We start from the raw sequence: 11,810 nt of genomic DNA on the forward strand, positions 1-11,810 counted from the left end.
CACACGAGCCTGGTCTGCCCGAAACCGGTTTCGCTGAATACCCCCCCCCCCCCCCCGGATGGCCTCCCCGCCTCCGGGCCCCCCGCGGCCCCCCGTCGCGCCGGGCAGCGGTGACGGTCCCCAGGCCCTCCAGGCCCCCGGAAGTCTCCAGGACCTGTACTGGCCGCCCGTCCACCCCTTCGAGTCCCTGGACCCGGAGCTGATCCGCTTCGTGGCCGCTCCCCCGCCCGCACGGGCCGCCGTGCTCGCCCGGCTGCGCGCCGACCCCGAGGCGCACGGCCGCTTCCTCCACGACCACCTCGCCACCCTCTACGCCCACTCCTTCGGCTACCGCGACGGCCCGGCCGCGCACGCCCCCGACGACGACCTGGAGATCGCGCTGTACGCGGCCCGCACCCGCCTGGAGCACGAGTTCCTGACGTACGGCTGCTCCCCCGCGCCCGTACCGGACCTGCACGGCCAGGAAGCCGCCGCCGACCACCTGGAAGCGCTCGCCGCCGACAACCCCGGCGCCTCCCACCCCCTCTTCCGCTTCCTCGCCGCCGACGCGACCCGCGAGCAGATCGAGTACTTCCTGCGCTGCGAACTGATCCGCAACGAGGTCGTGGACGACGAGGTCGCCCTGCTCGTCGTCGGCCTCCAGGGCCACCAGAAGGCGGTCGCCGCCTCCAACCTGTGGGATGAGTGCGGGCGCGGGCGGCTGGAGAACTTCCATACGTACTGGCTGCGCCGCCAGCTCGGCTCGCCCGCCGGCTGGGAAGCACTGGCCGCATACCGCCGCGACCACCCCTGGTTCGCCAAGCCCACCTCCAACCTCTTCGCCGCGCTGCTGCTGCGCCCCGCCCGCGTCCAGGCCGCGTACGGCTGCTTCCTCGTCTTCGAAAGCTGGGTCGAACCACACTTCACCCTCCTCCTGGAGGGCATGACGCGGGTGGGCATCCACGATGACGACATGCGCGTGTACTACACCGCCCACACCCGTATCGACCCCCGCCACAGCCAGGACCTGTGCGACGGCCTGCGCGCCCAGCGCCCCCGGCTGACACCCCGGGAGGTGCGGGCCGCGCTGAACGGGGCCCACCTCGCGGTCGACACGGGCGTACGGCAGTACGACCGCATCCTGCGTCACTTGGAGACCATGGGCCCGCGGGGCGTACCCGCGCCACAGGCCGGGGACCACTGACGCCGGCCGCGATCGGAGGAACCATGACGGAACCGGACCGCAGCATCCGGCAGGCGGGCGCCGCCGGCACCGTACCGACCCTGCCCGGCTCGACGCCCGACGGTCCCGGTGGCGTCACGCTCGGGCTCGACATCGGCGGCACCGTCCTGAAGTCCGCGCTGGTCGCCCCCGACGGAACGGTCCGGTACGAGAGCCGCTGCCCCACCCGCGCCCAGGACGGCCCCGACGCCGTCCTGCGCACCGTCCTCGACCATGCCGCCGAAACCCTGGCCAAGGCACGCGCCGAGGGTGAGGACGTGCGCGCGGTGGGCATCGCCTCCTGCGGGCTGGTGGACGAGGACGCGGGCACCGTGGTGTTCTCGGCCTCCATCCAGTGGCGCGATCTGCCGCTGCGGCGGCTGGCGTCCGAGCACCTGGGCCTGCCGGTGGCGCTCGGGCACGACGTACGGTCCGGCGGCCTCGCCGAAGCGCGGCTGGGCGCCGGTCGCGGCCACCGGGTCGTCCTGTTCGTGCCCGTCGGTACGGGCGTGGGCGGCGCGCTGCTGCTGGACGGACAGCCGTTCCCGGGCAGCCACTGGCGCTCGGCGGAGGTCGGCCACGTCGTCACCCGGCCGGACGGCGACCCGTGCCCGTGCGGCCAGCGCGGCTGCCTGGACACCATCGCGGGCGGTGTCGCCGTGGCCCGCCGCTACAACGAGCGCCGCGGCACGCTGCCCCCGGTCTCCGGCGCCGAAGAGGTGGCGAAGCGCGCGGCGGTGGGCGACCCGGTGGCCGTACGGGTGTGGGAGGAGGCGGCCGACGCGATGGCCCAGACGCTGCTGACGGCCGTCACCCTCTTCGACCCGGCCGTCCTCGTCCTGGGCGGCGGCCTCAGCCAGGCGGGCGAGCAGCTGCGCGCGCCGCTGCGGCGCGGCCTCGAACGGCGGGCCGCCTTCCAGGCCCTGCCCGACCTCGTCTTCGCCCGGCTGGGCGAACGGGCGGGCCGGATCGGCGCCGGGCTGCTGGCCTGGGACCTCGTCCGTGCCCCCGAAGGCGTACGGACGTGAGCGTGCGCGCCCGCGACCGGGCAGAAGCGGTCAGGGCCGCGCCCGTACGCGGGCACGGCCCGCCCCAGCCGCACCCCCGCGTCGGCTGCCGACCCGGCCCTGACCGGCCGTCCGGCCCCCGCTGACCGGGTCTGCCCGCGGTGCGGCGGACACGGGGGAAACGGGCATGTACACAGCAGTGGGCGCGGCGGACCGGGCCTGGAGGCCGTCGATCGGGTTCGCTTTCCCCAGCCGGGTTCTCCGTCCTCGAAAGGGGCCCCGACCATGGACCACCCCGTCTCCGGCACCGGCCCGGCCGGCGCCGAGGCCCCCCGCCCCACCGCCGCCCCGGACCGCCGCCTGGTCGAGGGCCGCACCATCGACGCCGTACCGGAGGACGAGCGCCACGGCCGTCCGCGCGACCTGTTCGCCGTCTGGTTCGCCGCCAACATCAGCCCGCTGACCATCGTCTCCGGCACCATCGCGCCGCTCGTCTTCGGCCTCGGCCTGTGGCCGGGCATCGCCGCGGTGACCCTGGGCAACCTGCTCGGCGGCTTCCTGATGGCCCTGCACGCGGCACAGGGCCCCCGCCTCGGCGTCCCCCAGATGATCCAGAGCCGCGGCCAGTTCGGCAGCCACGGCTCGCTGCTGGTCACGCTCGTGGTCGTCTTCATGTACGCGGGCTGGTTCGCGTCCAACCTGGTGATCGCCGGGCAGGCGCTGCACCGCTCGGTGCCCGCCGTGGACATCTCCGGCTGGCTGGTGCTGTGCGGGCTGGCCGGCCTGGTCGTCGCGATCGTCGGCTACGACCTGATCCACCGGGTCGGCCGCTGGGCCACCGTGCTGACCCTCTCCCTGCTCGCGCTGTGCGCCGTACGGGTCTTCATGACCCCCGGCGTCCTCGAACGCGCCATGAACGCCACCGGCTTCACCGTCTCCGGCTTCGTCGGCATGACCGCGATCGGCATCCTGCTCCAGATCACCTACGCCCCGTACGTCTCGGACTACACCCGCTACATGCCCGCGCACGCCGCGTCCCGCCGCTCCACCCTGTGGTTCACCTACTGGGGCAGCGTCCTGGGCAGCGTGCTGCCGATGTTCCTCGGCATCGTCATGGGCATCGCGGTGGCGGACGACGCGATCGCCGGGCTGGACACCGTGCTCGGCGGCACCCTCTCCGCCGTCGTCCTGTGCTCCTTCGCCGTCATCGTCGTACACGTCAACTCGATGAACCTGTACGGCACTTCCCTCTGCCTGATCACCGCAGCGCAGACCTTCCGGCACCGCTGGCTGCCCGGCCGACCGGCCCGTACGGCGCTGATCGCGGCCCCGCTCGCCCTCGGCCTGACCCTCGCCCTGGCCTTCCAGGACACCTTCCTCGCCTCGTACACCGACTTCCTGGCGATCCTCCAGTACGTCCTGATCCCGTGGACCGCCATCAACCTCGTCGACTTCTATCTGGTGCGGCGCGGCCACTACGACGTACCGTCCTTCTTCGCGCCCGGCGGCGGTGTGTACGGACGCGTCAACGGCCCGGCCGTCCTGGTCTACGCCGTGAGCTTCGCGCTGGAGGTCCCCTTCATGCACACCTCCGCCTACACCGGCCCGGTGGCCGGCGCCCTCGGCGGAATAGACCTCTCCTGGGCCGTGGGCCTGCTGATCCCGTCCGTCGCGTACTGGCTCATCGCCCGCCGCCGTACCGCCACCGTGCCCCACAGCACCACCGCGACCGCCCCTGCCCCCGCCCTCCCCCAGGAAGGCTCCTGAGATGTCGACCATCCCCGACTTACGCGCCGAGGCGGCCCGCCTCCTGCACACCAACCGCTACCTCACCCTCGGAACCGCCACCCCCGAAGGCGCCCCGTGGACCACCCCCGTCACCTACGCCTGGGACGACGCGGACCACTTCTACTGGTGGTCCGCCTCGGACGCGGTGCACTCCCGCAACATCGCCGCCAACCCCGCCGTCTCCGTCCTGGTCTTCGACTCCCAGGTCTCCGACGCCGAGGCCCAGGCCCTCTACGGTGAGGGCACCGCGCACGCCCTCGCCTCCGCCGACCTGCCGACGGCGCTGGCGGTCTTCTACGCCCGCCGCTACCCGGACCCCGCCGTCCGCGCGCGCAAGGCCCGCAAACCCGCCGAGTTCCAGGGCGACTCACCCAAGCGCTTCTACTGCGCCACGATCCACACGTACTCGGCCCTCACCCCGGAACCCCACCCGCTCCACGGCAACACGGTGCCGCACCGGCTCGTCTTCCCCTTCACGACGGCATGGGCAAAGGCTTACGAACCGGGTGAGCCGGGGACCTGACACCCCCGCCCTCAGCGGGACTTGCGCAACCAGGCGAGGAGCGCCACCAGCGCGATCGGTGCTCCCACGGCCACCTTGGCGGCGAGCTTCGTGGACAGCCAGGCGAAGCCGGGGTTCCACCACTTCATCCACCACGCCACCAGCATCGCCAGCACCAACACCAAGGCGGCGCTCACCACGGACACCGCGATACGGGCGGCCCGGCTGCCGAACTGCTCCGCGTTCTCCCCCTCGCTCATGAGTGCGATGTTAACGGGGCGGGCGCCGCCGCCCGTACCGCGTCGCGGCCTCATACGCGGCGCCGACCTGGAGCACCGCCAGATCCGCGCGCGGCGGACCGACGATCTGGAGCCCCACCGGGAGACCGTCAGGCGTGAAGCCGGCCGGTACGGACAGCGCGGGCGCGCCCAGCACGGACACGAAGTAGGCCGAGCGCATCCAGTCGATGTACGTACGCTGAGGCTGCCCGTCGACGACCGCCGGGTACTCCAACTCGGCGTCGAACGGCACCACTTGTGAAACCGGAGCCAACAGCACGTCGTACCGCGCGAAAAAGTCCACCACCCCGAGATGCAGCCGCGCGCGCCCCACCGTGGCGCGGACGAGATCGGCCCCCGTCAGCCGGCGCCCCTCCTCGATGTTCCACACCAGACTCGGCTTCAGGTCGTCACGGGACTCATCGAGCACCGCACCGAGCGCCATATCGAAGTGGTGGGCCCGCAGCGTACGGAAGACCTCCTCCGCTTCGTCCAGATCCGGGCAGTCCTCCTCGACCCGGCACCCGAGCTGCCGGAACACCTCCAGCTGCGGTTCCAGCACGGCCCGTACGCCGGCGTCGACCGGCACCCGGCCGCCGAGATCCGGCGTCCAGGCCACGCGCAGCCCGGTCAGGTCACGCGCCGGAAGCTCGCGGAACGCGGCGCCCGGCGCCTCCAGGCTGACCGGGCAGCGGGGATCGGGCCCCGCCATGACCGACAACAGCAGCGCGGCGTCGGCGACCGTACGGGCCATCGGGCCGGGCACGGTCAGCGTGTCCCACGGGTTCCACGCCGGGTACGACGGCACGCGGCCCGGGGTGGGGCGCAGCCCGACGACGTTGCAGAAGGAGGCGGGATTGCGCAGCGACCCGCCCATGTCGGAGCCGTCGGCGAGCGGCTGCATGCCCGCGGCCAGGGCGGCCGCCGCCCCGCCGCTGCTCCCTCCCGCCGAGCGGCCCAGGTCGTACGGGTTCCGCGTCACCCCGAAGACGGGGTTGAACGTATGCGAACCGGCCGCGAACTCCGGCACGTTCGTCTTCCCGATACGGATGGCCCCGGCCGCCTGGATCCGCTGGACCAGCAGCTCGTCCTCGTCCGGCACGGTCTCCGCGTACAGCGGCGAGCCGCGGGTGGTGCGCATGCCCCGGGTGAGGTGGGTGTCCTTGAAGGCGATCGGCAGCCCGTGCAGCGGCCCCGCCTCCGCACCCCGCGCCAACCGCTCGTCGGCTGCCGCAGCAGCCGCCATCGCGCCCTCGGGATCGAGCGAGACAACGGCGTTGACGCGAGGGTTGACCTCATCGATCCGGTCCAGGTGCGCCCGTACGACCTCCCGGGCGGACACCTCGCGGCGGCGGATGAGGGCGGCGAGCTCGGTGGCGTCGGCGTAGACGAGGCCGTCGGCATCGGCACCGGAGTCGCCACCGGTACCGGCGCCACTGAGATCGGCATCCCCACTCATACCCGCAACTCAACACCGTCCAGCAGCGTCCCGACCACCCCCCGGGCCCGCCCGACGGCTTCCTCGTCGCCCGTCCGCAGCCCGCGCTCCCACGCCTCCGCTGCGTCCAGAACCGCGAGCGCGGGCAGCGCGTACCGCTCCGCCACCGTCAGCTCCCGCCCGTAACCGCGCAGGAAGGCGGCGCGCAGGCCCCGGTCGGGCAGGCACGCGCCGTACGCCACCCGTACGAGGTCTTCCACCGCGCACCCGAGCCGCGCCTGCGCGAACCCGGCGAGCGCCAGCCGCCGGCCCGCCGCGTCCCACAGGAAGTGGTGCTCGCCGACATCGCCGTGGAGGAAGCCGGCGGGCAGCGGCGGGAGCAGGTGGAGCGCCTCGGCGCGGTCGAGGATCAGGCGCCGCTCCGCCGCCTGGAGCGCGCCCGCCGCCGACAGCGCGGCCACCTGCTCCTCGGCGGCGGCCTGCCGGTCGGCGACCCAGCGGTCCGCGCCGCCCGCCGGTACCGCCGTGCCGCACGCGTCATGGAGACGGCGCAGCAGGCCGCCCGCCTGCCGGTACAGCTCCGTACGGTCGGCGCGCCCCAGCCCGGAGCCGGTCGCGCCGGCCCCCGGCGCGGCGGTGAGCAGCAGCGCGAGCCGGGCGGGGTCACTGTCGACGAGGCTGGGCGCGTGCGCGTGTCCGAGGGCGGGGACGGCGTGGCGGTACGCGTGCGTCTCCCGCGTATAGCGGTCCGGTGTCGGCGCCACCTTGAGGAAGAACCGGGCCGCGTCCGCGCGCGTCAGCTCCCACACCCGGGCGCCGTCCGCCCGCCACGAGACGCTGCGGACCGCGGTGATCTCGCCACCGGCCCGGCGGCGGGCCCAGGCACCGATGGTGTTCGGGACGGATTGCACAGTTCCTCCTCGGTTGACGCCGGTTCGGACGGGTGCTCGCAGAACGAGGCCCGCGGACCGTTCGTCACGGTCCCACGAGGGCCCCCTCTCGGTCGAAAGTTCGACCACCCCGTCAACCCGGCGGCCCGGCACGGCTTCGGCCGACGCGATTCACCCGCCCGTGAACAGCCACCCGATCCGGGGATTGCGATGGCCGGAAGTCGGCAGAAACGGGGCCGTGCGGCCCTGCCGAGTTATACGGTTGCGCAATCCAGCAAGTAAATTGGACACCACCGAGACCGCACCGCGCGCCCGCACCGAACCGCCGGGGGGACCCACATGCCAGGCACCGACTCCCTGCGCCACACCGAGGAGACCGCCGCCTTCGAGCAGGCCCTCGGCCAGGCACTCGCCTCCCCGGAGATCAAGGAAGCCCTCCGCCGCACCCCCGACCCCCCCCGCCCCGAACACCTGCGCCTCCAGGCCCACCGCGAACGCGCCGCCCTCTGCGCCACCGCGGCCGCCGAGTACGCGACATACACAAGACTGCGCGCCGAAGCGGACACCCCCACTCCCGACACCACCCCCACGGACTCCCCCACCGCGACAGCCACCGGCGGCGGCCTGCTCCCCGCCATCGCCGTCCTCGTACCGAGCCTGGGCGCGATCGCCGCCGTCCTCTTCCTCGCCATCGGCTTCGGCATGCGACTCGTCAGCGCCCACCGCCAGTTCGCCGACGAGCTGGTGTACGCAGGCTGGCTCGCCGCAGGCATCGCAGCGGCAGCCACCGCAGCAGACCTGGCCTGGCTCCTAACAACAGCCGCCCGCAACCGCTCCACACCCCCCACCACGGACGCCCCCACCCCGGAAAACGAGATCACCCAGACCCGATCAGCCTGGCACTCAGCCCTCCTCGAACGCGGAATCCTCCCGTTCCTGCTGACCCGCATCCAGGAGAGCGAGGCGGAGCGGTCGACCGGCCGACCTGGCTACTCGGCTCCGGAGTACGGCAGTCCGGGGTACGACAGCCCCGAGTACTCGACGACAAGGTCGCCACGCTGACGCAGCGGCCGCCTCGTACGTGTCGACAACCCCAGTCGTAATGGCATTCATTTTCATGTAGCCTCGGTCGCGCCATCCGGTGCGGAGCGCCGCGCGCCCGTACCCACCCCCACCCCGGAGAGGTTCCGCGACCATGGCCGTTCCCAAGCGGAAGATGTCCCGCAGCAACACCCGTCACCGCCGCGCCCAGTGGAAGGCCCGCACGCCCGCGCTGGTCCCGGTGACCGTCGACGGGTCGGTGTACCAGGTCCCGCGCCGGCTGGCGAAGGCGTACGAGCGCGGTCTGCTGCGGCCGGAGGGCTGAGGGCCGTGGACCGGCGGATGCCGCTGCCCGTCACCGTGCTCTCCGGGTTTCTCGGCGCGGGGAAGACGACGCTGCTCAACCATGTCCTGCACAACCGGTCGGGGCTGCGGGTCGCGGTGATCGTCAATGACATGAGCGAGGTCAACATCGACGCCGCGCTGGTGCGCGGCGGCACGGCCGCCCTGTCGCGGACCGAGGAGCGGCTGGTCGAGATGACCAACGGGTGCATCTGCTGCACCCTGCGCGACGACCTGCTGGAGGAGGTCGACCGGCTCGCGCGCGAGGGGCGGTTCGACTACCTGCTGATCGAGTCCAGCGGGATCTCCGAGCCGATGCCGGTGGCCGCGACCTTCGCGTTCCCGCGCGACGACGGCGCGACGCTGGGCGAGGTGGCCCGGCTGGACACCATGGTCACCGTGGTGGACGCCGCCAACTTCCACACGGAACTGGCGGGCGGCGACGGGCTCGCCGAGCGCGGGCTCGCGCCGTACGAGGACGACGAGCGTACGGTCAGCGATCTGCTCGTGGACCAGATCGAGTTCGCCGACGTGATCGTCCTCAACAAGCTGGATCTGGTGAGCGAGGAGCAGGCGGCACGGCTGCGGGCGGCGCTCGGGCGCCTCAACCCGGTGGCCCGGATCGTGCCCGCCCGGCACGGCCGGGTGGCGCCCGCCGAGATCCTGGGGACCGGCCGCTTCGACCTGGAGCGCGCCCAGCAGGCGCCCGGCTGGGTCATGGAGCTGAACGGCGAACACGTACCGGAGACCGAGGAGTACGGGATCTCCAGCACGGTGTTCCGCGCCGCGCGCCCCTTCCATCCGGGGCGGCTGTGGACGTTCGTCACGGAGGGGATGGACAGCGGCGCGTACGGGGAGATCCTGCGGTCCAAAGGCTTCTTCCGGCTCGCCGGGCGGCCCGGGGTGACCGGCCTGTGGTCGCAGGCGGGGTCCGTCGCGCGGTTCGAGCCGTCGGGGGCGGCTGGGGCGGACGGTACCGAGGACGGCCGCTCTGGGGACGTACAGGAACTGGTCTTCATTGGGGTCGGGCTGCGGGGCGGCGCTCTGCGTGCGGCTCTCGGACGCTGCCTCGTCACGGACGCCGAGGTACGTGCCGCGGATTACGGCAGCGATCCGTTCCCGGCCTGGGAGACGTACGGCGTGGACGACACCTGTGAGCACGAGGACGTGCCGGCGTGGGCGGCCGGCTGACCCGGCAGCGGGCCTCCGTCCTGCGTGTGCTGACCGCGTGCCAGGACTTCGTGTCGGCCCAGGAATTGCACGTACGCCTGGTGACCGCCGACATCCCCGTCGGACTGTCCACCGTCTACCGCACCCTGCGCGACCTGGAGCGGGCCGGACAGGTCGATGTCGTACGGGACGAGGCGGGCGAGCGCCTGTACCGGCCGCGCCCTGCCGACGGCCACCGGCACTATCTGATCTGCCGCCGCTGCGGACGCAGCCGCCCGCTCGACTCCGACGTGGTGGAGCGCTGGGCCGAGCGGGTCGGCGCGGAGAGCGGCTACAGCGCGGTCGAGCACACCGTGGAGCTGAGCGGAATTTGTGGGCGATGCACGGGCAGGTGCGCGTAGCCGGGCTTCACCGGCCAGCACCGACAGCACCGACCGGGAAATTTCCGTCCCCTCGGCAACCCCCGCCCCTGCCGCACGTCGTGACGGGTGAGGGCGCCATCCGGCGCCGCCCCGCCGATCGTGGAGCAGCCACCGTGAACGACTCCCGCACCTCCGCCTCGCCCCTCTCCTCCTGCCCGCCCGCCACCTCGTACGCGCCCGCCGGGCGTGCGGCCCGTAGCCGGATACGGAGTGCCGTGACCGCCGGACTGCTGGTGACGGTCGCCCTGCCGGCGCTGTCCCTGACCGGTACGGCGTACGCCGAGGACTCGGCCCCGAGGGCGCAGGCGCCCAGCGCCGCCCCGGCAGCGCAGGCGCCCAGTGCCGCCGCCCATGAAGGACGCGCGGGATTCCGCGCACCGGCCGAGCCCGGTTCCGTCGCACCCGTCCCAGTCGGCCCGCCCGTCCCACCCCTCCGCGCAGCCGAGCGCCGCGTCGAGCGCCGCGCCGGCGCCCGCCCGGGACGAGCTCGCCGAGACGGGCGCCTCGACCACCACGAACGTCGCGCTGGGCGCCGGTGCCGCGCTGCTGATCGCCGTGGGCGGCGGCGCCGTCTACGCTGCCCGTCGCCGTCGCACCAACTGAGGCCACTGCCTCCCGACGGCCGAGGAACCGATGCAGTTCACCGCCGCCGCGCTCATCGCCCCGGTACGGCCCGCCGTACCGGGGCCTTGGCGCGCCCTGGGCCGGCGCCTGCTCCTGCGTGGTGCCCGCCCCATCACCCTGGCCGCCGGGCACACCGTCGCCGGGCCGCCCGCCGGAAGCGCCGGCGATCACTCCAGCCCCACCATCACGGACCTGTACCACGCGCACCGGCTGTCCATGGTGCGGCTGGCGGTGCTGCTGGTGGACGACCGGTCCACCGCCGAGGACGTCGTCCAGGACGCGTTCGCGGCCCTCTACAAGCGCCACGGCGAACGGCTGGACGAGGTCGACAACGCCCTGGCGTACCTCCGTACCGCCGTCGTCAACGCGGCCCGTTCGGTGCTCCGGCGACGGCGTACGGCACGCGACTACACGCCCCCGTACGAGACGGACGCGCCGTCCGCCGAGGAGCGCATCGTCCTCGACGAGGAGCACCGCGAGGTCCTCGCCGCCCTCGGCCGGCTGACCGCCCGCCGCCGCGAGGTGCTCGTCCTGCGCTACTGGGGCGAACTGACCGAGGCCCAGATCGCGGCCACCCTCGGCATCAGCCGCGGGTCGGTGAAATCGATCGCCAGCCGGGCGCTGGATTCGCTGGAGAAGATGTTGGAGGAGGGGGCGTGAGGGATCACGAGGTCGGGGCTGGGGGCGGGGCAGGGAACGGGGCGCGGGCCGGGGCCGGTGGCGGTTCCGATGGCGGCGCTGGTGCCGGTGGTGCCGATGGTGGCGCTCGTGCCGGAGGCGGCGCCCGTGACGGTGGCGGCGCTCGTGCCGGACGCGGCGCCCGTGCCGATGGCGCCCGCGGTGGGCGGCCGGTCGAGGCGCGGCTGCGGGCCGCCTTCGCGGCGCGCGCCGGGCAGGTCGACCTCCGTGACCTGCGGCCCGCCGCGCCGCCCGGCCCCCATCTGCGCCGCGTTCCGTTCCTGCGCCGCGCACCGCTCACGGGCCGACGGCTACGGCGTCTCGCCCTGCCACTGGCGGCAGCGGCCACCGCGACCGCCGCCGCCCTGGGCTACCTCGCCCCCGCCCCGGACAGCCCCCGGCAGCCGCACCCCGCGCCCGCCTCGACCC

At 73.9% G+C, this 11,810-nt stretch carries 13 protein-coding genes and 1 pseudogene; 11 read left to right on the forward strand and 3 right to left on the reverse strand.

Annotated elements, in window-relative coordinates; genetic code table 11:
* Positions 1-58: 58 nt before the first annotated feature.
* The 4 genes from ADK86_RS10785 to ADK86_RS10800 all read left to right on the forward strand — a co-directional run bounded on the left by ADK86_RS10785 (position 59) and on the right by ADK86_RS10800 (position 4,519).
* Positions 59-1,183, forward strand: coding sequence for an iron-containing redox enzyme family protein (locus ADK86_RS10785; protein ID WP_234345796.1), 1,125 nt, complete (start codon positions 59-61; stop codon positions 1,181-1,183).
* 23 nt (positions 1,184-1,206) lie between these two features.
* Positions 1,207-2,229, forward strand: a complete 1,023-nt coding sequence (locus tag ADK86_RS10790; RefSeq protein WP_078951987.1) for an ROK family protein — start codon at positions 1,207-1,209, stop codon at positions 2,227-2,229.
* A 264-nt stretch (positions 2,230-2,493) separates the two neighbouring features.
* Positions 2,494-3,975 (forward strand): purine-cytosine permease family protein, encoded by a 1,482-nt coding sequence (locus ADK86_RS10795; RefSeq protein ID WP_053696372.1) that lies wholly within the window; start codon positions 2,494-2,496, stop codon positions 3,973-3,975.
* A gap of 1 nt (position 3,976) precedes the next feature.
* Entirely contained in the window at positions 3,977-4,519 is a 543-nt protein-coding gene (locus tag ADK86_RS10800) for a pyridoxamine 5'-phosphate oxidase family protein (RefSeq protein ID WP_053696373.1), read from the forward strand.
* 11 nt (positions 4,520-4,530) lie between these two features.
* On the opposite strand, the gene ADK86_RS10805 is transcribed toward ADK86_RS10800, so the two are convergent.
* The 3 genes from ADK86_RS10805 to ADK86_RS10815 are packed head-to-tail and all read right to left on the reverse strand — an operon-like array spanning position 4,531 to position 7,125.
* Entirely contained in the window at positions 4,531-4,758 is a 228-nt protein-coding gene (locus ADK86_RS10805) for a hypothetical protein (protein WP_159393825.1), read from the reverse strand.
* A 10-nt stretch (positions 4,759-4,768) separates the two neighbouring features.
* The gene (locus tag ADK86_RS10810) at positions 4,769-6,235 is read right to left on the reverse strand and encodes an amidase (protein ID WP_078951988.1); all 1,467 of its coding nucleotides are present in this window, start codon (positions 6,233-6,235) and stop codon (positions 4,769-4,771) included.
* Positions 6,232-7,125: an aminoglycoside phosphotransferase family protein gene (locus ADK86_RS10815; RefSeq protein WP_053696375.1), complete on the reverse strand. Its 894-nt coding sequence runs from the start codon at positions 7,123-7,125 to the stop codon at positions 6,232-6,234. Before ADK86_RS10815 ends, ADK86_RS10810 begins: the two co-directional genes overlap by 4 nt.
* A 318-nt stretch (positions 7,126-7,443) precedes the next feature.
* Between ADK86_RS10815 and ADK86_RS10820 the strand changes: the two genes are divergently transcribed.
* From ADK86_RS10820 to ADK86_RS43050, 7 genes and pseudogenes are all read left to right on the forward strand, one after another.
* Entirely contained in the window at positions 7,444-8,166 is a 723-nt protein-coding gene (locus tag ADK86_RS10820) for a hypothetical protein (RefSeq protein ID WP_053696376.1), read from the forward strand.
* Between the two features lie 133 nt (positions 8,167-8,299).
* The gene (gene rpmF, locus ADK86_RS10825) at positions 8,300-8,470 is read left to right on the forward strand and encodes a 50S ribosomal protein L32 (protein WP_003983351.1); all 171 of its coding nucleotides are present in this window, start codon (positions 8,300-8,302) and stop codon (positions 8,468-8,470) included.
* 17 nt (positions 8,471-8,487) lie between these two features.
* Entirely contained in the window at positions 8,488-9,678 is a 1,191-nt protein-coding gene (locus ADK86_RS10830; RefSeq protein ID WP_053696381.1) for a GTP-binding protein, read from the forward strand.
* The gene (locus ADK86_RS10835) at positions 9,663-10,058 is read left to right on the forward strand and encodes a Fur family transcriptional regulator (protein ID WP_030649351.1); all 396 of its coding nucleotides are present in this window, start codon (positions 9,663-9,665) and stop codon (positions 10,056-10,058) included. The genes ADK86_RS10830 and ADK86_RS10835 overlap by 16 nt, the downstream gene beginning before the upstream one ends.
* A 372-nt stretch (positions 10,059-10,430) precedes the next feature.
* The gene (locus ADK86_RS10840) at positions 10,431-10,682 is read left to right on the forward strand and encodes an LAETG motif-containing sortase-dependent surface protein (protein ID WP_053696377.1); all 252 of its coding nucleotides are present in this window, start codon (positions 10,431-10,433) and stop codon (positions 10,680-10,682) included.
* Between the two features lie 30 nt (positions 10,683-10,712).
* The gene (locus ADK86_RS10845) at positions 10,713-11,363 is read left to right on the forward strand and encodes an RNA polymerase sigma factor (RefSeq protein ID WP_053696378.1); all 651 of its coding nucleotides are present in this window, start codon (positions 10,713-10,715) and stop codon (positions 11,361-11,363) included.
* Positions 11,360-11,810: pseudogene (locus ADK86_RS43050) on the forward strand (hypothetical protein); the annotation flags it as partial. The gene ADK86_RS10845 and the pseudogene ADK86_RS43050, both read left to right, overlap by 4 nt.

It is taken from the genome of Streptomyces sp. NRRL F-5755 (assembly GCF_001279365.1).
Taxonomy (GTDB): Bacteria; Actinomycetota; Actinomycetes; order Streptomycetales; family Streptomycetaceae; genus Streptomyces; species Streptomyces rimosus.

What these genes read in the sequence shown, in the direction of transcription:
- ADK86_RS10785 (WP_234345796.1), top strand. Translation starts at nt 59, where the DNA reads ATGGCCTCCCCGCCTCCGGGCCCCCCGCGGCCCCCCGTCGCGCCGGGC.
- ADK86_RS10790 (WP_078951987.1), top strand. Translation starts at nt 1,207, where the DNA reads ATGACGGAACCGGACCGCAGCATCCGGCAGGCGGGCGCCGCCGGCACC.
- ADK86_RS10795 (WP_053696372.1), top strand. Translation starts at nt 2,494, where the DNA reads ATGGACCACCCCGTCTCCGGCACCGGCCCGGCCGGCGCCGAGGCCCCC.
- ADK86_RS10800 (WP_053696373.1), top strand. Translation starts at nt 3,977, where the DNA reads ATGTCGACCATCCCCGACTTACGCGCCGAGGCGGCCCGCCTCCTGCAC.
- ADK86_RS10805 (WP_159393825.1), bottom strand. Translation starts at nt 4,758, where the DNA reads ATGAGCGAGGGGGAGAACGCGGAGCAGTTCGGCAGCCGGGCCGCCCGT.
- ADK86_RS10810 (WP_078951988.1), bottom strand. Translation starts at nt 6,235, where the DNA reads ATGAGTGGGGATGCCGATCTCAGTGGCGCCGGTACCGGTGGCGACTCC.
- ADK86_RS10820 (WP_053696376.1), top strand. Translation starts at nt 7,444, where the DNA reads ATGCCAGGCACCGACTCCCTGCGCCACACCGAGGAGACCGCCGCCTTC.
- rpmF (WP_003983351.1), top strand. Translation starts at nt 8,300, where the DNA reads ATGGCCGTTCCCAAGCGGAAGATGTCCCGCAGCAACACCCGTCACCGC.
- ADK86_RS10830 (WP_053696381.1), top strand. Translation starts at nt 8,488, where the DNA reads ATGCCGCTGCCCGTCACCGTGCTCTCCGGGTTTCTCGGCGCGGGGAAG.
- ADK86_RS10840 (WP_053696377.1), top strand. Translation starts at nt 10,431, where the DNA reads ATGAAGGACGCGCGGGATTCCGCGCACCGGCCGAGCCCGGTTCCGTCG.
- ADK86_RS10845 (WP_053696378.1), top strand. Translation starts at nt 10,713, where the DNA reads ATGCAGTTCACCGCCGCCGCGCTCATCGCCCCGGTACGGCCCGCCGTA.